A 17,192-nucleotide genomic window follows, 5' to 3' on the forward strand; every position below is an offset into this window, starting at 1 on the left:
ATGGGGCCAGCCCTAGCTGCGGCGGGGCGTTCAGGCGCGCTGCGGCTCAAGCGTCTTGGTGTAGAGCGATTTGCCATCCAGATCCTTGAGTACCACGGTCAAGGCCTTGCTGCGGTGGTCAATATCGAGCTGGCCAAAGAACTGGTAGCCCTCGCTGGGGGCCGAGTTCTGATGCGGTGCGGCCTTGCTGTAGACCACGTCCAGACCAAAGGTCTTGTCGGCATCGTTGGGGCCAAAGCCGCCTGCGTTGAGCGGGCCGGAGACAAATTCCCAGAACGGGTCAAAGTCCTGAAACTGGGCGCGGTCCGGGCTGTAGTGGTGGGCGGCGGTGTAGTGCACATCGGCGGTGAGCCAGACTACGTTCTTGATGCCCGCGTCTTTGATGCCCTTGAGCAGGCGCGCCATTTCCAGCTCGCGGCCCTTGGGGCTGCCGTGTTCACCATTGGCTACGGCTTCCCAGACGGGGCGGCCTTCGGCGTCCTTGCCATCGGGAACAAACAGGCCGATAGGCATGTCGGCGGCAATCAGCTTCCAGGTGGCTTTGCTCTGTTTGAGGCCTTCAATCAGCCATTGCAGTTGCGGGCGACCGAGGAAAGCGGTTTCTGCACTTTCTGTGGTTTGCAGATTGTGCGTATTCGGGCCGCGATAGCTGCGCATGTCCAGCACAAAGATATCGGCCAGCGGCCCTTGCGGCAGCACGCGGTAGACGCGCTGGTGCTCTGCCGCGCCAAAGTTGCGCATGGGCGCGTATTCCATGAAGGCGCGTTGCCCACGCGCTGCCAGCAGCTGGATGTTTTTCTCGGTGTAGGCCGCGTTGGACGTGAGGTCCTTGCTATCAGAATAGTTGTTGGTGACTTCGTGGTCATCCCACTGCCAGATCTGGGCGACCTCGCTGCCCAGCGCCCGCACATTGGCATCCATCAGGTTGTAGCGGTGGCGGCCACGGAACTCGTTGAGCGTTTCGGCCACTTTCGAGACTTCGGGTGTGACGATGTTCTTCCACATCGTGCCATCGCGCAGCTTGATTTCAGCGGGGATGGGACCATCGGCATAGATGGTGTCGCCGCTGTGCAAAAACACATCGGGGTTGACCTTGCGCATCTGTTCATAGATGCGCATGCCACCAAAGGCTTCGTTGATACCAAAGCCCTGGCCTGCGGTGTCCCCGCTCCAGACCAGACGGAATGGGCGGGTGGCTGCGCCCGTGGCCGCCAACGGGGTGCGGAAATGCCCCTGAACTGCGGGCGAGCGCACATTGGCGCTGGCAAATTCTTCCAGCATCACGCGGTAGAAGATGTCCTGACCGGCTGGCAGGCCTTGCAGGTCAATGCGGCCTGTGCCGTCGCTGCTGCTGAGCAGATCAGGGCCGCGCAGTTGGGTACTTTGCGCAAAGCTGGCGGTGGTGCTCCATTCCAGCCACATGCGGGCATCGCGGCTGGCGCGGGCCCAGACGATGGCGCTGTTGGCCAGCACATCACCGCTTTGCACGCCGGAGGGCAGCAGGGCGCGGGCGCTGTCGCGGGTCACGGCGGCAGGGGCTGTCTGGGCGCGCAGCACGGCGGGCAGCAGGCCTGCGCCGGTGATGAGGGCGCTGGTGCTCAGTCCGTGACCTAAAAAGCGGCGGCGTTCCATGGTGGGGTCCTTGTAAGTAAACAGGCTTGCAAGCCTATTAAAGAGCTGTGACAAGCCCGTGAATACAGGCTTGTTTGCTCACATTTCAAGGAAACCCAGGCAGGGATCAGACGCTCAGAAGTAATGGCGCATGCCCAGCGCAATTGAGCTGAAGCCCACGCCTTGCTCGCCCGTCTGGTAGCTGGCGTGCTCGTGGTTGTTGACGCGGGTGTAGAGCGCATACAGCTTGGTGCGCTTGCTGAAGTTGTAGTTGTACGCCAGTGTCCACTGCGTGGCCTGGGTTCCGTCTTCGCCGCCCACCTTGCCTGCATGGCCCACGTTCAGGTGGTATTCGCTGGGGCCATCTGTGTATTGAACTGCCACGCGGCCCATATTGCGGGTGCGCTGGCTGCTATCAACCTGATAGTTGGCCTGGTCCCAGCCATGGCTGTTTTGCAGATAGCCAGCCACCGTCCAGGGGCCGGTGGTGTAGGCGGCGCGCACGGTGGTCTGCTCGGCAGCGCCCCAGCGGTTATGGCCCAGGCCCAGCGACAGGTTGCCCAGTTCATAGTTGGCGGCCAGGTCCCAGGCGTTCTTGCTGGGTTCGGCCTGCTTTTCATGCAAGCTGGTGCCCAGCTCCACCGTCAGGCCCTTGTATTCAGGCAACTGCCAGGATACATGGTTGGCCCCGTTGGACACCCAGGCGTACAGCGCATCGGCCGAGCTGCCGGTGTCGAAGTTGTGCATATTCACCACGTCTGCCGTGGCGTAGTAGGCCTCGCTGATCATGCGGCCCATGCGCAGCATGCCAAAGCGGCCCGACAGGTTCACCTCGCTCTTGCGGTTGAAGTAGCTGGTGTCGGTGTTGGCGCCGGTATCCAGTTCAAAACCATGCTCCAGAATAAAACCCGCCTGCATGCCGCCCCCCAGATCTTCCTGGCCGCGCAGGCCCCAGAAGGATTCGTTGTTCTGCAGGCCCATGACGGAGGATTGCCCCTCAATCTTCGCGCTTTCCACCGAGGTGTTCAGACGCCCATACACCTGCAGCGTGCCGTTGGGCGCTTGCTGGGCTTGGGCGAAGGGGGAAGCTGTCAGGGTGGTCAGAGCAACGCTGCCAGATAGCAGCAGGGCGCGGTTCAAAGCGGTCACGGTCGGAAAAAGGAATGCAAAGCGCCCGGTGGTTGCCGGGCGTTGGAAGATGCGCGCCAGGCGGGGCGCCTGGTGCAGGAAAGGTGCGAATCCTAGGGTAATCCCGCGTAAGACGCTGACAAGCAGCGCATACCGGCACGGCCTGCGCAGTTTTTACGCAGGGCTGTGCTGAAGGCCTGAGAGGCCATGCATCTGGCTAGCCGCGAACTTGCATTGAAGCGGCGGGGCGTGCCAGTCGCTCGGTGCGGTTGATCAGCCAGGTCAGCAGCAAGCCCGGCACCACAAAGCCCGCGGTGACCAAAATGCCGTGCTTGATATGGGCCATGGGCTCCGCAAGTGTTGCCACCTCCTTCATGGGCGAGAACCATGGCGACAGGTTCAAAAAGAGCAGCACCAAGACGGCGCATGGCCAGGCCCAGTTGGCCCCGCGCAACCAGGCCGAGCGCCAGGCGTACGCCGTCAGCGCCAGAGCAAACAGCCCTTCCAGCACCCACGACAAGGTGCCCAGCTTGCCCCAGGCGCCCAGGCCAAAGTGCTGCACGGCATAGGGAAAGAGCGCCAGGTCGTTGTTGTGCATGGGCCAGTCGGCCACAAAGTGCGAGAACGCCGCCACAAAGGCCAAGGCTGCAACGCGCTTGTCTTTGATGAACAGCATGCCCCAGACGGCGGACCAGAACAGCGCCATCAGCAGCGAGTGGTCCCAGTCAATGAAGGTGAGGTCAAAGAACAGATAGGGGCCTGCCTGCAAATTGGCGGTGACGGTGTTGAAGCCGGCCACGATAAAAAGGCCGTCCAGCAGATCCAGAAACCCCACGCCCAGCAGCAGGGGCAAGGTGGGGGTTTTGGGAAATTTGGCTTTGAGCGCCAAGCCAATGGCAAAGTGTCCAACGTACATAACAGTCTCGGGTGTCTGAATCAATGCCCGCATCTTGGGCTTGATGAAGATGCAAGACTGTCACTTTCTGGCACTTTCAAGCATTGGACGCATGACGCCGCATTCCGAACCCATCAGCCATCTGCCACCAGCGGTTTCGCAGCAGTTTCTGGCCGCATCGTCGCGCCGTTTGCTGGGCAAAGGCGAGCAGCTGTTTGCCCTGGGCTCCGAGCCCCGCGCCATGTTTTTGGTGCTGAGCGGGCGTTTGCAGGTGTCCATTCTGTCGGCGCAGGGGGAGCAGTTTTTTGCCAGCTTTCTGCCGCCGGGCCACTGGTTTGGTGAGATTCCCTTGCTGGACGAAGGGGCCCGGGCCTTCTATGCCGAAGCCGCAGAGCCATCCGAAGTGGCGGTTCTGGCTGCACCGGATTTCTGGCAGGCGGTGAATGCCGATCCGGCCGTCATGCTGGCCGTGATGCGCCTGTCTTGCAGTCGTTTTCGCGCAGCGGTGGCGTGGATTGAAGATGCCAGCCTACAACCCTTCAAGGTGCGCTTGGCATCGCGGCTGCTGGCGCTGGCGCAGATAGAAGGCGCTGGCTGCAACGCACTGCGCATTTCCCAGGAAATGCTGGCCGCCCAGCTGGGCATGGCCCGCCAGACCGTCAACCGGCAACTGCAAACGTGGTCGCACCAGGGGTTGATTCGTTTGCGTTACGGCACCATAGAGCTGCTGGATCCTGCTGCACTTCAAGCCTTGTAGTGCACAACACAAAAAGCAAAAAAGCAAAAAGGCCCCGAAGGGCCTTTTTGATGGTGTGCAAGCAGCGAATGCTTAGATCACGCCTTGTGCCAGCATGGCGTCGGCCACCTTCACAAAGCCAGCGATGTTGGCGCCGTCGATGTAGCTGATGGTGCCGTCTTCGCGCTTGCCGTGCTTGACGCAAGCGGCGTGGATGCTTTGCATGATCTGCAGCAGACGTGCGTCCACTTCTTCAGCAGGCCAGGACAGGCGAGCCGAGTTTTGCGACATTTCCAGACCGGAAGTGGCCACGCCACCAGCGTTGGATGCCTTGCCGGGAGCGTAGAGCACGCCAGCAGTTTCGAAAGCCTTGGCAGCTTCGTTGGTCGAAGGCATGTTCGCGCCTTCAGCCACGCACAGCACGCCGTTGGCGATCAGTGTCTTAGCATCGGCTTCGGTCAGCTCGTTTTGCGTAGCGCAAGGCAGGGCCACGTCCACCTTGATGGACCATGGGCACTTGCCAGCCAGGAATTCCACGCCGGAAACCAGCTTGGCGTAGTCGCTGACGCGGCCGTACTTGTTGTTCTTCACATCCATCAGGATGGCCAGCTTTTCGGTGGTGAAGCCCGCAGCGTCGTACACGGTGCCCGAGGAGTCGGACACGGTCACAACCTTGGCGCCCAGCTCCATGGCCTTTTCCACGGCGTACTGCGCCACATTGCCCGAACCGGACACGGAGACAGTCTTGCCTTCGAAGGACAGGCCGCGTGTGGCCAGCATTTCGCGGGCAAAGTACACGGTGCCGTAGCCGGTGGCTTCAGGGCGAATCAGCGAGCCGCCAAACGACAGACCCTTGCCGGTGAACACGGAAGAAGCGGTGTTCGACAGCTTCTTGTACATGCCGGCCATGTAGCCCACTTCGCGGCCACCCACGCCGATGTCGCCAGCTGGCACGTCGGTGTCAGGGCCCACGTGGCGGAACAGCTCGGACACGAAAGCCTGGCAGAAGCGCATGACTTCGGCTGGGCTCTTGCCCTTGGGGTCGAAGTCAGAGCCGCCCTTGCCGCCGCCCATGGGCAGTGTGGTCAGTGCGTTCTTGAAGGTCTGCTCGAAAGCCAGGAACTTCAGCACGGACTGGTTGACCGAGGGGTGGAAGCGCAGGCCGCCCTTGAAGGGGCCGATGGCCATGCTGTGCTGAATGCGGAAGCCGCGGTTCACTTGCACCTGGCCCTTGTCGTCCGTCCAGCTCACGCGGAACTGGATGATGCGCTCGGGCTCAACCAGGCGCTCCAGCAGAGCGTGTTCGGCGTACTTGGGATTCTTCTCGATGAAGGGCCACAGGCTTTCCATCACTTCGGTGACGGCTTGCAGGAATTCGGGCTGACCGGGATTGCGTTGTGCCACTTCTTCCAGGAATTGGCCTACGGACTCGTACTTCATAGAGAACTTTCTGACTAGACGGGGAGATGCGCTGAAACTCGCGAAACCAAGATTATGCCAAAAAGTTATGCCGTCATGCATGGATTCGGTGCATGACGGCGCAAATCTGGTGCGAGTCTGCTATTTAATAGTGCATGAACGTGAGGTTTTTTCTTACAAACCAAGCACTTAGATGGTGCATTTCATGTGCGGGTTTGCATCTCGCCTTGTCGCAAAAAATCCTCAGCAAGAGGCAAACAGCGCCTGAAAGCGGCCGAAACGGGGCCTGGCAATTCCTGAGTTTTCGCAATTTGTGATAGCACCAAGTTGGTGCAACATACGACAGAGAGATGTTCTGAGCGGTGAACGATGCGCCCGCTGTATCTGCCGGACTTTCTGGGCGCACCCGTGCAACTGCAGCCCGGGCAGTGGGCGCAGTTCTGTAGAGCCGATTTGGGGTGAGGGCGCCGCATGGCGCATGCGGCCAGGTTTTGCTCTGATATTCAGAGCGGCTGGCGCAAGGCATTTATAGAGTTCTGGTGCAAACCTTGAAAAACTCTATGAATAAAGATCGATGGCAGCTTCTGATTCAATAGCAAATAGCCCAATTCGGACAATGGCCGAACGGGTCAAAGAGCCATTCAGAAGCTGCAGAAGCAACTGCCCTGTGGCGCTATCAGCGGCCGCGCAGGAACAGCGCGTCCAGCTCCTTCATGGTCAGCTGGCGCCAGGTGGGGCGGCCGTGGTTGCACTGGTCGGAACGCTCGGTCACTTCCATCTGGCGCAGCAGCGCATTCATCTCGTCGATGGTGAGCTTGCGGTTGGCACGCACCGCGCCGTGGCAGGCCATGGTGGCCAGAATTTCATTGCGGGCGCGCTGCACCACGGTGCTGGCGTCGTGCTGGGCCAGTTCGGCCAGTACGCTGCGGGCCAGTTCCACCGCATCGCCCTGAGCCAGCGTGGCAGGCACGGCGCGCACGGCCAGTGTCTTGGGCGAGAAGGGGGAGATCTCCATGCCCAGCGTCTGCAAGGTGTCGGCATGCTCTTCGGCGGTGGCCACTTCCTCGGGCGTGGCGGCGAAGGTGGCAGGAATCAGCAGCGGCTGGCTGGGAATCTGCTCGCTGCCGTTGTCCGTGTTCACCGCGTTTTTCAGCTGCTCATAGACGATGCGTTCATGCGCGGCGTGCATGTCCACGATGACCATGCCCTGAGAGTTTTCCGCCAGGATGTACACGCCATGAATTTGTGCCACGGCCCGGCCCAGTGGCCAGACGGGGGCGTTGTCAGTGGCTGGTGCTGCGGCCGGTGCAGGAACGGGGGCAGGAATGGGAGCTGATACGGACGCAGCAGAGGGTGCGGTGGCTTCAAAATTGATAGCTGCTGGCGCTTCCTTTGCCTGGGCTACCGGTGGTTTTGACTGAAAGTAGCTTGATTGCCCAGAGGGGCGCAGCCTGATGCCTGATGTGTCAGCGTCTGCCGATGCTGTGACCGGTGTGCTGGCCACCTGGGCCGCAGGTGCTGGAATGGTTGCCGCAGGGGCGGGTGAGCTGGCTTGCGCAGCCGCATTGAACGGCGCGTGCGAGGGCGTTGTTGCCGCTGCTGCTGCTTGCGGCGTTGGTTCTTGCAGAGGTTCACGCATCGGGGCCCAGAGCTTTGCCAGATCGCTGACCTGGGTTCCCGCCCGCTCTTCGCCAAAGCTCATGCGGGTCTGGGGCCATGCGGGCGCGGCAGCAGGCTTGGCGGCGGCTGCACCGCTGTCAATCAGGCTGGGCTGGCGTGCCGCATCCTGCGCGGCTTCCTGGGCTGCGGCTTCCACCACGGCGGCAGCGCGTGGTGCGGCCAGTGCGTTGTCGATCGCGTGGCGCACGGCCTGGTGCACTTCGCGGCTGTCGCGAAAGCGCACTTCGATCTTGGTAGGGTGCACGTTCACGTCCACGCGCGCGGGGTCGATCTCGATATAGAGCGCGTAGATGGGCTGCTTGTTGCCGTGCAGCACATCTTCATAGGCAGCGCGGGCCGCGTGGGTCAGCACCTTGTCACGCACAAAGCGGCCATTGACATAGCAGAACTGGTGGTCGGGGCGCGAGCGGGCAGCGTCAGGAATACCTGCGCGGCCGGTGACGTGGATGGCGCCAGACCAGTGGTCCACGCTCAGCGAGTTCTTGACGAAGTTGTCGCCCAGCACATCGGCCAGACGGCTGGAAATGGCTTCTTCCGAATCGCCACTGGCAGCGCGCCACTGCTCGACCAGCTTGCCTTCGTGCCAGATGGAAAAGCCCACGTCGGGCCGTGCCAGCGCATGACGGCGCACGGATTCAATGCAGTGCGCCAGCTCGGTCGCATCGGTCTTGAGGAATTTGCGCCGTGCAGGGGTGGAAAAGAACAGCTCTTTGACTTCCACCGTGGTGCCCTGATTGCGGGCTGCGGGGCGCAGCTCACCGCTGCGGGCGTCCAGCAAAAATGCCGATTCCTGCCCTGCGGGGCGCGAAAAAATCGAGGTCTCGGAAACCGAGGCAATCGCCGCCAGCGCCTCACCGCGAAAACCCATGGTGGCCACGGTTTCCAGGTCATGCAGATCGGTGATCTTGCTGGTGGCATGGCGGCGCAGGGCCACGGGCAGCTCGGCTTGCGGAATGCCACAGCCATCGTCTTCCACTGCAATCAGGCGCACACCACCGGCCAGCAGGCGCACATTGATCTGGCGTGCGCCAGAGTCCAGCGCGTTGTCCACCAGCTCGCGCACCACGGAGGCCGGGCGCTCCACGACCTCGCCAGCGGCGATCTGGCTGATCAGCTCATCGGGAAGGTCACGAATCGGCCGTCGCGCAGGGGCAGCTTGCGCGGTAGTTTCTGTGAGGGCGGGGGAGAGTTCGGGGCTGGATGCGTTCACGCCGATCATTCTAGGCTGGAGCGGATGTCGGCCGGGCATTGAGCTTTTGTGTGCGTGTGCCGGGCAAAGGCAAAAACAAAAAGAGCTGCCTGGGCGGCAGCTCTTTTGCAGCAAATACCTGCTGATTCAGCGGGCTGATTTAGTGGCGGTGGCCACGGCCGCCACCACGGGTCAGCTCATTGCCCAGCAGCGCACCGGCGGCAGCGCCACCAACGGTGCCCACAGGGCCGCCGAACAGCATATTGCCCACGGCACCACCGGCAACGGCGCCTGCGCCGATACCGACTTGCTGACGGCTGGGGCCATGGGCGCAACCACCCAGGGCCAGGGCACCTGTCAGGGCAACAGCCAGAGTCAGGGCCTTGCCGTAGCGCTTAGTGATCTTGTTCATGCTCGTATTCCTCTCAGCGTGCTAGTTATGGAAGTGGTCTGGCTTCTGCGTAATCCTCTGAAATAGGGAGGTGAGAAACGCTGCACTGACAGGGCTGGGCCCTGATGTCATGGCTGGCAATGCACGGCTTGCTGTGACACACCTCTACTGTGCCAGCAGAAATCGCAAGCTGACGTCTTGTTGACGTATAGATTTATCAAAACTTGTAACAAACAGCGCATATTGCGCAGTGTTTGTAGCTTGCTGCAAGAGTCTGTGAGTTTGCTCTCAAAAACATGGCAGCTTTGCGAGGTCGGATGCGCCTGCGGGCTTTGCGGCTCGCAGTACATTACGCAGCGCGGCCTGCAGATGCGGGCCATCCATTTTTTGAGGACTGTGTTTTGGAAATCATTCAGTTTCTGATCGACTTCATCCTGCATATCGACAAGCACCTGGAAGCGTTTGTCGTGGCCTACGGGCCCTGGGTGTATGCCTTGCTGTTCATCATCGTGTTCGTGGAAACCGGCGTGGTGGTCATGCCCTTCCTGCCCGGTGACTCACTGATGTTCATTGTCGGCGCGCTGTGCGGCGCCGGGTACATGAGCTATCCGCTGGCGGTGGTGGTGCTGCTGGCCGCGGCCATTCTGGGCGACCAGAGCAACTACACGATTGGCCGCTATCTGGGACCCAAGGTCTTTCAGTGGGAAGACTCGCGCTGGTTCAACCGCAAGGCCTTTGATCAGGCCAATAATTTTTATGAGCGCTACGGCGGCGTGACCATCATCATGGCGCGCTTCATGCCCTTTATCCGTACCTTTGCGCCGTTTGTGGCGGGCGTGGCGCATATGAGCCGCTCCAAGTTCAGCATGTTCAATGTCATCGGGGCTTGCCTGTGGGTGCTGGGCATCAGCGCTGCGGGCTACTTCTTCGGCAATATGGAATGGGTCAAGAACAACCTGGAAAAAATCATCTGGGGCCTGATTCTGGTGCCGGGGCTGATTGCCGTGTTTGGCGCCTGGCGCGCAGGCAAGGCAGAGAAAGCCCGATCGGCTTGATGCTGTTTTGATAGCGTGCAGCGCTTGATCTGTAGGCGCTGCAGCCGAAAAATATAAAAATGCAGACGTAAAAAAGGCCCCGATTGTTCGGGGCCTTTCTGCTGGAAGGGTTCAGCGCAGTGATTACTGGCGCTTGCCCACTTCGTTGCCAATCAGGGCGCCAGCGGCTGCGCCGCCTACGGTGCCCAGAGTGCCGCCCAGCACGGCGTTGCCAACGACACCGCCAGCCACGGCGCCTACGCCGGTGCCAATCTGTGCGTTGGAAGGGTTGGTGGAGCAGCCAGCCATGGCAAGGGTCAGGGCGGCAGCGGCGGTCAGGGCAATAGTACGCAGTTTCATGGAAATCTCCGGTAGCGGCCGATGCAATGAAACGGCCTTCAGGAACATGACTCCATGGTGAACCTGAGGCGGCTTTTCGTCAGTAGGACATGCAGCCAAGCCCTTGTCGCAGCAGGCCGGTTGCATGTCTAGGCCGTCTGCTCAGACCGTGCGGCTGCGTGCCAGCGGCGGATTGTGAGCAAAGTATTTGCGAATGCCGGTCATCAGCGCATCGGCCAGTTGTTCCTGATAGGTGCTGCTGCGGAGCTTGGCTTCTTCCTCGGGGTTGCTGATGAAAGCGGTTTCCACCAGCACGCTGGGAATGTCGGGCGCCTTGAGCACGGCAAAGCCAGCCTGCTCCACGCGGGCCTTGTGCAGCTTGGCCATGGAGCCAATTTCACCCAGCAGCGAGGTGCCGAGCTTGAGGCTGTCCTTGATCTGCGCGGTGGTGCTCATGTCCAGCAGCATGCGCTGCACATGCTGATCCTGCAGGCCGCCTACGTTGAGGCCGCCGACCAGATCGGCCTGGTTTTCCTTGTTGGCCAGCCAGCGCGCTGCCGTGCTGGATGCGCCGCGTTCGCTGAGTGCAAACACGCTGGCGCCGCGTGCGGCAGGGGTGGTGAAGGCGTCGGCGTGAATGCTGATGAACAGGTCGGCCTGCACGCGGCGGGCTTTGTCCACGCGGGTGGCCAGGGGCACGAAGAAGTCGGCATCACGCGTCATGAAGGCGCGCATGGGGCTGCCGCCTATGCGTGAGTCATTGATGCGCTCGCGCAGCAGGTGGCCGATTCTGAGCACCACGTCTTTTTCGCGCAGACCGCTGGGGCCGGTGGCGCCGGGGTCTTCACCGCCGTGGCCAGGGTCCAGCGCCACGATGATGATGCGGTCGGTGCTGCGTGAGGTGGCGATATTGGGGGCTGCCCGTGGCGCAGGCGCCGGGGCGGGTGGTGGAGGGGGCGGCGTGGGCCGGGCGACTGCCACAGGAGGGGGCGCAGGCACGGGGGCTTGCGCAATCGTTACCGGTGGCGGCACGGGCGCGGGCAGAGCCGCTGGTGCGGGCGTGCGCTGGTTGCGCTCGGCAATCAGGTCGCCCAGCGGGTCCACAGGGGATGCGGCCACTGCAGGCGGGGGCGTGGTGATGGTGCTGCCGCTGGCAGCTGGTGTGGGGGCTGTCGCTGTATGAGAGCCCGCATCGCGCAGGCGTTCGCTGATGAGCGCCTCCATCGGGTCCACGGCCTTGGCGGGGTACAGGTCCAGCACCAGACGGTTTTTGTAGGGCGGCACGGGCGGCAGCGTAAAGACCTGGGGGCGGGCTTCCTGCTTGAGGTCGATGACCAGACGCACCACGCCGGGCGCGAACTGGCCCACGCGGATGCTGGAGATATTGGGGTCGTCCGAACGAACCTTGGCCACCAGTTCCTTGAGCGCCGGGTTCAGGTCCAGACCTTCCACATCCACGGCCAGGCGCGGGGGCGATGGCACAAAAATAGGTTTGGCGGTCAGCGGAATATCGGATTCCAGCGTAATGCGCGAATAGTCGGGCGCGGGCCAGATACGCACGGCCACGATGGTGGCGCCTTGCGCGATGTGCTGGCGACCCAGCAGCAGAACCACGCCGCCCGCCTGCAGCAGATTGCGACGCGACAGCCCCGAAGAAACCGTGGTGGAAGTTGTTTTGCTCATGCCGTTAATGCTTCAAGCACCGTGCAGCCAGCGAGGGTGCCTGCTTTGAGTGTCACCTGCCGTTGCACGTCGTCAATTGCTTCAATATGAATAGCTACATCCGCAACAGGTGTCACTGCTGCGGCCTTTTCAGGCCATTCTGCCAGTTTGAGTCCGGTGCTGGCAAAGATGTCGCGAAAACCCGCGTCTTCCCATTCGCGTGGGTCATCAAAGCGGTAGAAGTCAAAGTGCCAGATGGACAGATCGCCCGCCTCATGCGGCTCCACCACCGCATAGGTGGGGCTTTTGATGCGGCCCTGCACACCCAGGGCGCGCAGCCAGTGGCGCACCAGCGTGGTCTTGCCTGCGCCCAGGTCGCCGTGCAGCGTGACATAGGCGTTGCGCAGCTGGGGCAGGGCGGCCAGTTGCTGGGCAAAGTGCTCGGTATCTTGTTCGCTTTGCCAGACTATCTGGCGCTGCGCCAGCGCAGGTAGGGGCTCGCTTCCTACAATTCGGGGTGTATGTTGAGCAGCAGTCAATTGGTTCCTTTGATGCAAGCCTGGGCTCGCGAGCTGGGATTTTCCCAAATCGGCGTGGCAGGCGTGGATTTGTCCTCGGCAGAACCCGGTCTGCTGCAATGGTTGGCGCAGGGGTTTCATGGCGAGATGCATTACATGCAGACCCATGGATTGAAACGAGCCCGCCCTGCGGAATTAGTTCCCGGCACGGTGAGTGTGATCACTGCACGAATGGATTATTTACCGCGTGATACATCCAAAGGCTGGCAAGCCGTGGAATGGGATCGCCTCAATCGGCCCGATGAAGGCACTGTCTCCATCTACGCCCGTGGGCGGGACTATCACAAGGTGCTGCGCAACCGCCTGCAAAAGCTGGCCGAGCGCATTGCGCAGGATATTGGTCCCTTCGGCCACCGCGCCTTCACCGATTCCGCCCCCGTGCTGGAGGCGGAGCTGGCCAGCCGCAGTGGCCAGGGCTGGCGCGGCAAGCACACGCTGGTGCTCAGCCGCGAGGCCGGGTCGATGTTCTTTCTGGGCGAGATCTATGTGGACTTTGCACTCGATGCGACCGAGCCCGTTACCGCCCACTGCGGCAGTTGCTCGTCGTGCATGGACGCCTGCCCCACCGGCGCGATTGTTGCGCCGCACAAGGTGGATGCCCGCCGCTGCATCTCGTACCTGACCATCGAACACGCGGGCAGCATTCCCGAAGACATGCGCCCGCTGCTGGCCAACCGCATCTATGGCTGTGACGACTGCCAGCTGGCCTGCCCCTGGAACAAGTTTGCGCAAGCCTCAACCTTGCCGGACTTTGATGCCCGCGCCGGACTGGCGGGAACGCAGCTGGTGCATTTCTTTGCTTGGGATGAAGCCACGTTCTTGCGCGTGACCGAGGGCAGCCCGATTCGCCGCATAGGCCATGCACGCTGGCTGCGCAATGTGGCCGTGGCGCTGGGCAATGCCTGGCGTGAAACCGGCCAGCCCGAGCTGAAAGCCGCGCTGCAAAGCCGTGCCGACCACCCCGACGCGGTTGTGGCCGAGCATGTGGCCTGGGCGCTGGCGCAGCGGGCTTGATTTGAATGAAATTGGCTTGTAGTCCATAAGGTATATAGGCTAGCAGCTATCTTTTTGATATCTCAGATGCCAATCAGCCACAAGCCAAACGGCAGGCTGAGTACACCCAGCATGGTGGACAGCGAAATCAGGCTGGCCACCAGCGACCCTTCATAGCCCATGCGCACCGCCAGCACATAGCACGATGAGGCCGTGGGCAGGCTGGAAAAAGCCATCAGCGCAATGGCCTGTGGCTGGTTGAGCTGGAACAGCTTGACCATGGCAAACGCAATCAGCGGCTGAATGGCATGCCGAATCAGCAGCAGCTCGCCCGCCAGCAGCTTGTTGCTGGCCAGCGCGCTGAGCTTGAGGCCCGCACCCGCAGCCATCAGCCCCAGCGCAATGGAGGCAGCGCCCAGGCGCGCCACCGGTGTTTCGATCAGCGCGGGAATCTTCAGGCCCGCCGCATTGAACAGCAGGGCGCTGACGGTGGCAATGATGAGCGGGTTACGCAGCAACTGCCCCACAAATGGCTGGCCGCTGCCGCGCGACATGGGCCAGACAGCGGCCACATTGAACAGCGGCACCGAAACGCCAATCAACACCGAGACATAGAGCAGTCCATCCGGCCCCGCCAGCCGCGACACCAGCGCCAGCGCAATGAAGGAGTTGAAGCGAAACGCCACCTGCGCCGCGCCCGCATAGCTGCGGGCATCAATGCGTTTGCCCAGCCAGGGCAGGTGGGGCAGGCTGTACGTCAGCGCAATGCCTGCAAGCCCGCCCAGCACGCCAGCGGCCAGCAACTGGCTGGCCTCGCCCCACTGAATCGGGTTGCGCGTGATGGAGTGAAACAGCAGCACGGGAAACAGCAGGTAGTACACCAGCTGCTCCACCGGCTGCCACACGCTGCGGTTGATGGGCGTGAAGCGGCACAGCACATAACCGAGCACGATGAGCGCGAAGTCGGGGAAAAGCAGTTCGAGATAGTTCACGGCCCGCAAGCATAGGCGGTGGCAGGTGCTTGCTGAGAAAAAGCTGTCGGCAGATACGTAAGCGGTAGTACTTACTTGTGGGGATTACGTTATCAGCTATGAACTTTGATTCGGTTCAAAGAATTTGCAGGTATCTGGGGTAAATACCTAGAAATAAGGGCTAATAACAAGATGCCGGTTTTTTATCGGCACTTACTATCAGCCGTCAATTTCAGAACTCATAAGGAGACCCCTTCATGAATCGTCGCATGTACATGGGCCTGACCCTGGCTCTGGCAACCGCAGGTTTTTCGACCGCTGTGATGGCGCAGGCCAACTACCCCACCAAGCCCATCAAGCTGCTGGTGCCCTTCGCAGCAGGCGGTACGACTGACATCATCGCCCGCGTGATCGCCGAGCCTCTCTCCAAGGAGCTGGGCCAGTCCGTGGTGGTGGACAACAAGGGCGGCGGCGGCGGCGTGATTGGCGCGCAGGAAACCGCACGCCAAAAGCCCGATGGCTACAACCTGGGCATCTCCACGTTGTCCACCATGGCCACCAACCCGGCCATCAACCCCAAGACGCCCTACAACCCGCTGACGGACTTCACGCCCATCATCAACATTGCGGCCACGCCCAATGTGATCGCCGTGAACCCCAAGTTCGCTGGCAGCGCCAACTACAAGGCGTTTGAGGCAGAGCTCAAGGGCCATCCCAACAAGTACTCCTATGGCTCCTCCGGCACGGGCGGCATCCAGCACATGCTGATGGAGCTGTACAAGTCGCTGACGGGCATTGAAATGACCCACGTTCCTTACCGCGGCGCAGGCCCGGCACTGAACGATGCGGTTGCCGGCCAGATTCCCATGATTCTGGACAACCTGCCTTCGGCGCTGCCCTTCATCAAGGACAACCGCCTCAAGGCCATCGTCGTGGCCGCACCCCAGCGTCTGGCTGTGTTGCCTGATGTGCCCACCTTCAAGGAAGTGGGCCTGCCCCAGGTCAACCGCATGGCTTCTTACGGCATCCTGGGCCCCAAGGGCATGGACAAGGCCGTGGTCGATAAGATCAACGCCGCTGTGAAGAAGGTGCTGCAGGACCCCGCAGTGAAGAAGCGCATTGAAGACACCGGCTCGCTGGTGGTGGGCAACTCGCCTCAGGAATTCGCCAAGGAGCTGAAGGAAGAGTTCGAAACCTACAAGCAAGTGGTGGCCAAGCAGAAGCTGACACTGGATTGATGTCGTGATGCGCTACTGACTTGGTAGCGCATGCCGCTTATGCATAAAGCCCAAAGTGCCTGAAAGGCCTTTGGGCTTTTTGTTTTTTGACTCAAGCCGACAGCCATTCCCAACGTGGAATCTCGCTCTCGTTTAGATTGGCAATCTGGGTCTCGCCCAGGTCTTTTTCCAGATGAATGGGTTGCCAGTCGGGCAGTGCGGTGTCATTGCTGTCCTCGTCTGATGTGTAGCGACTGGCTTGTGCATCTTCCAGCGCATTGAGCAATCGGTTGGCGTGGGTCACCACAATCACCTGGGTCTGGCGCGCAGCCTGGGTGATGAGGCGGCCCAGCGCGGGCAGCAGATCGGGGTGCAAGCTGGTTTCAGGCTCGTTGAGCACCAACAACTGCGGCGGGCGCGGGCTGAGCAGGGCGGCTATCAGCAGCAGATAGCGCAGCGTGCCATCAGACAGCTCTGCCGCGCTCAAGGGGCGCAGCAGGCCTGGCTGATGCATTTGCACGATAAGACGATTGCCCTCGCTGGCAATGCTGAGGCTGGCGCCCGAAAACGCATCGCCCACGGCTTGCTGCAGTGCTTCGTTATCGCCAATTTGCCCAATGGTCAGCAGCGCAGCCGCCATATCGTGGCCATCGCCGCTGAGCACGGGCGTATAGCAGCCCAGCTGCGGCTGGCGTGCCGGGGCATCGGCATCGGTGCGGAAATGGTCGTAAAAGCGCCAGGCACGGATTTCTTCACGCAGGGTAACGATCTCGGGTGCGCCACGCGGGTCCACCAGCTCGGTCATCATGCTGGCCCAGCGGGCCACCGGGCGCTCCAGCGTCTGCCAGCTGGAGCGGCCACCGCCGTCGCTGCGCAGCTTCAGCGCCGGGCCTTTGCGCTCGACTAGCAAACTGGCGGGGCGGCGCACAGCTCCGGCCCAGACGGCTTCTGCTTTGATCTCAGGGTCTTGCGCAAACGGTGCGGGCACGCTGCTTGGCGCTGGGCGGCCCAGGGCAATGGCGTAGCTCAGCCCATCTCTGCCATGGCTGGCAAAGCCCAGTTCCAGCCGTTCGGTCTTTTTGCGCACTGTGCCTTGCACGGGATAGTCGCCCCGGCGCATGGCTGCGGTGATCTCTTCGGGCCCGGCCCAAAGTGTGGAGGGCAGGCCGCCTTCGCGCACCAGCGACTGTACGGCGCCGCCATAGGCAATATCGCCCAGCAGGCGCAGCGATTTATAGACGCTGCTTTTGCCGCTGCCATTGGGGCCGGTGACCACGGTCAATCGGCCCAGTGGCATGACCAGGCGGCGCAGGCTGCGGTAGTTGGCAATGGCAAGAGTAGAAAGCATG

Annotated in this window: 15 protein-coding genes; 4 read left to right on the plus strand and 11 right to left on the minus strand. The window is 61.7% G+C overall.

What is annotated here, in order from left to right; translation table 11 throughout:
* Positions 1–30: 30 nt before the first annotated feature.
* The 3 genes from JDW18_RS06120 to JDW18_RS06130 form a co-directional block, all read right to left on the minus strand.
* Positions 31–1,632: an alkaline phosphatase D family protein gene (locus JDW18_RS06120; protein WP_218242808.1), complete on the minus strand. Its 1,602-nt coding sequence runs from the start codon at positions 1,630–1,632 to the stop codon at positions 31–33.
* A 114-nt stretch (positions 1,633–1,746) separates the two neighbouring features.
* Positions 1,747–2,760 (minus strand): porin, encoded by a 1,014-nt coding sequence (locus JDW18_RS06125; RefSeq protein ID WP_246610294.1) that lies wholly within the window; start codon positions 2,758–2,760, stop codon positions 1,747–1,749.
* 196 nt (positions 2,761–2,956) lie between these two features.
* The gene (locus JDW18_RS06130; RefSeq protein ID WP_218242809.1) at positions 2,957–3,655 is read right to left on the minus strand and encodes a hypothetical protein; all 699 of its coding nucleotides are present in this window, start codon (positions 3,653–3,655) and stop codon (positions 2,957–2,959) included.
* Between the two features lie 91 nt (positions 3,656–3,746).
* On the opposite strand from JDW18_RS06130, the gene JDW18_RS06135 reads away from it, so the two are divergent.
* Positions 3,747–4,391, plus strand: a complete 645-nt coding sequence (locus JDW18_RS06135) for a Crp/Fnr family transcriptional regulator (RefSeq protein ID WP_218242810.1) — start codon at positions 3,747–3,749, stop codon at positions 4,389–4,391.
* 72 nt (positions 4,392–4,463) lie between these two features.
* Here JDW18_RS06135 and gdhA read toward each other — a convergent pair whose 3' ends face one another.
* From gdhA to JDW18_RS06150, 3 genes are all read right to left on the minus strand, one after another.
* The gene (gene gdhA / locus JDW18_RS06140; protein WP_218242811.1) at positions 4,464–5,810 is read right to left on the minus strand and encodes an NADP-specific glutamate dehydrogenase; all 1,347 of its coding nucleotides are present in this window, start codon (positions 5,808–5,810) and stop codon (positions 4,464–4,466) included.
* A gap of 655 nt (positions 5,811–6,465) precedes the next feature.
* A complete protein-coding gene (mutL, locus tag JDW18_RS06145) occupies positions 6,466–8,688 on the minus strand; it encodes a DNA mismatch repair endonuclease MutL (RefSeq protein ID WP_218242812.1) in 2,223 nt (740 codons plus the stop codon).
* Positions 8,689–8,818: 130 nt separating this feature from the next.
* On the minus strand, positions 8,819–9,070 hold the full coding sequence (locus JDW18_RS06150; protein WP_218242813.1) for a hypothetical protein: 252 nt from the start codon (positions 9,068–9,070) through the stop codon (positions 8,819–8,821).
* A gap of 380 nt (positions 9,071–9,450) precedes the next feature.
* Here JDW18_RS06150 and JDW18_RS06155 point away from each other — a divergent pair, with 380 nt between their 5' ends.
* A complete protein-coding gene (locus JDW18_RS06155) occupies positions 9,451–10,104 on the plus strand; it encodes a DedA family protein (RefSeq protein WP_218242814.1) in 654 nt (217 codons plus the stop codon).
* 123 nt (positions 10,105–10,227) lie between these two features.
* Here JDW18_RS06155 and JDW18_RS06160 read toward each other — a convergent pair whose 3' ends face one another.
* The 3 genes from JDW18_RS06160 to tsaE all read right to left on the minus strand — a co-directional run bounded on the left by JDW18_RS06160 (position 10,228) and on the right by tsaE (position 12,623).
* A complete protein-coding gene (locus tag JDW18_RS06160) occupies positions 10,228–10,443 on the minus strand; it encodes a glycine zipper 2TM domain-containing protein (RefSeq protein WP_218242815.1) in 216 nt (71 codons plus the stop codon).
* A 141-nt stretch (positions 10,444–10,584) separates the two neighbouring features.
* The gene (locus JDW18_RS06165; RefSeq protein ID WP_218242816.1) at positions 10,585–12,105 is read right to left on the minus strand and encodes an N-acetylmuramoyl-L-alanine amidase; all 1,521 of its coding nucleotides are present in this window, start codon (positions 12,103–12,105) and stop codon (positions 10,585–10,587) included.
* Positions 12,102–12,623, minus strand: a complete 522-nt coding sequence (tsaE, locus tag JDW18_RS06170) for a tRNA (adenosine(37)-N6)-threonylcarbamoyltransferase complex ATPase subunit type 1 TsaE (RefSeq protein ID WP_218242817.1) — start codon at positions 12,621–12,623, stop codon at positions 12,102–12,104. The genes JDW18_RS06165 and tsaE overlap by 4 nt, the downstream gene beginning before the upstream one ends.
* A 12-nt stretch (positions 12,624–12,635) precedes the next feature.
* Between tsaE and queG the strand changes: the two genes are divergently transcribed.
* Positions 12,636–13,676, plus strand: a complete 1,041-nt coding sequence (gene queG / locus JDW18_RS06175) for a tRNA epoxyqueuosine(34) reductase QueG (protein WP_218242818.1) — start codon at positions 12,636–12,638, stop codon at positions 13,674–13,676.
* A 62-nt stretch (positions 13,677–13,738) separates the two neighbouring features.
* Here queG and JDW18_RS06180 read toward each other — a convergent pair whose 3' ends face one another.
* A complete protein-coding gene (locus tag JDW18_RS06180) occupies positions 13,739–14,647 on the minus strand; it encodes an AEC family transporter (protein ID WP_218242819.1) in 909 nt (302 codons plus the stop codon).
* 236 nt (positions 14,648–14,883) lie between these two features.
* Between JDW18_RS06180 and JDW18_RS06185 the strand changes: the two genes are divergently transcribed.
* A complete protein-coding gene (locus JDW18_RS06185) occupies positions 14,884–15,864 on the plus strand; it encodes a tripartite tricarboxylate transporter substrate binding protein BugE (RefSeq protein WP_218242820.1) in 981 nt (326 codons plus the stop codon).
* Between the two features lie 91 nt (positions 15,865–15,955).
* Here the strand turns inward: JDW18_RS06185 and JDW18_RS06190 are convergent, their stop codons facing one another.
* Entirely contained in the window at positions 15,956–17,191 is a 1,236-nt protein-coding gene (locus JDW18_RS06190) for an AAA family ATPase (protein WP_218242821.1), read from the minus strand.
* Position 17,192 lies beyond the last annotated feature (1 nt).

This window comes from Comamonas fluminis (assembly GCF_019186805.1).
In the GTDB taxonomy this organism is placed as follows: Bacteria; Pseudomonadota; Gammaproteobacteria; order Burkholderiales; family Burkholderiaceae_C; genus Comamonas; species Comamonas fluminis.

What these genes read in the sequence shown, in the direction of transcription:
- JDW18_RS06120 (WP_218242808.1), bottom strand. Translation starts at nt 1,632, where the DNA reads ATGGAACGCCGCCGCTTTTTAGGTCACGGACTGAGCACCAGCGCCCTC.
- JDW18_RS06130 (WP_218242809.1), bottom strand. Translation starts at nt 3,655, where the DNA reads ATGTACGTTGGACACTTTGCCATTGGCTTGGCGCTCAAAGCCAAATTT.
- JDW18_RS06135 (WP_218242810.1), top strand. Translation starts at nt 3,747, where the DNA reads ATGACGCCGCATTCCGAACCCATCAGCCATCTGCCACCAGCGGTTTCG.
- gdhA (WP_218242811.1), bottom strand. Translation starts at nt 5,810, where the DNA reads ATGAAGTACGAGTCCGTAGGCCAATTCCTGGAAGAAGTGGCACAACGC.
- mutL (WP_218242812.1), bottom strand. Translation starts at nt 8,688, where the DNA reads ATGATCGGCGTGAACGCATCCAGCCCCGAACTCTCCCCCGCCCTCACA.
- JDW18_RS06150 (WP_218242813.1), bottom strand. Translation starts at nt 9,070, where the DNA reads ATGAACAAGATCACTAAGCGCTACGGCAAGGCCCTGACTCTGGCTGTT.
- JDW18_RS06160 (WP_218242815.1), bottom strand. Translation starts at nt 10,443, where the DNA reads ATGAAACTGCGTACTATTGCCCTGACCGCCGCTGCCGCCCTGACCCTT.
- JDW18_RS06165 (WP_218242816.1), bottom strand. Translation starts at nt 12,105, where the DNA reads ATGAGCAAAACAACTTCCACCACGGTTTCTTCGGGGCTGTCGCGTCGC.
- queG (WP_218242818.1), top strand. Translation starts at nt 12,636, where the DNA reads ATGCAAGCCTGGGCTCGCGAGCTGGGATTTTCCCAAATCGGCGTGGCA.
- JDW18_RS06185 (WP_218242820.1), top strand. Translation starts at nt 14,884, where the DNA reads ATGAATCGTCGCATGTACATGGGCCTGACCCTGGCTCTGGCAACCGCA.
- JDW18_RS06190 (WP_218242821.1), bottom strand. Translation starts at nt 17,191, where the DNA reads ATGCTTTCTACTCTTGCCATTGCCAACTACCGCAGCCTGCGCCGCCTG.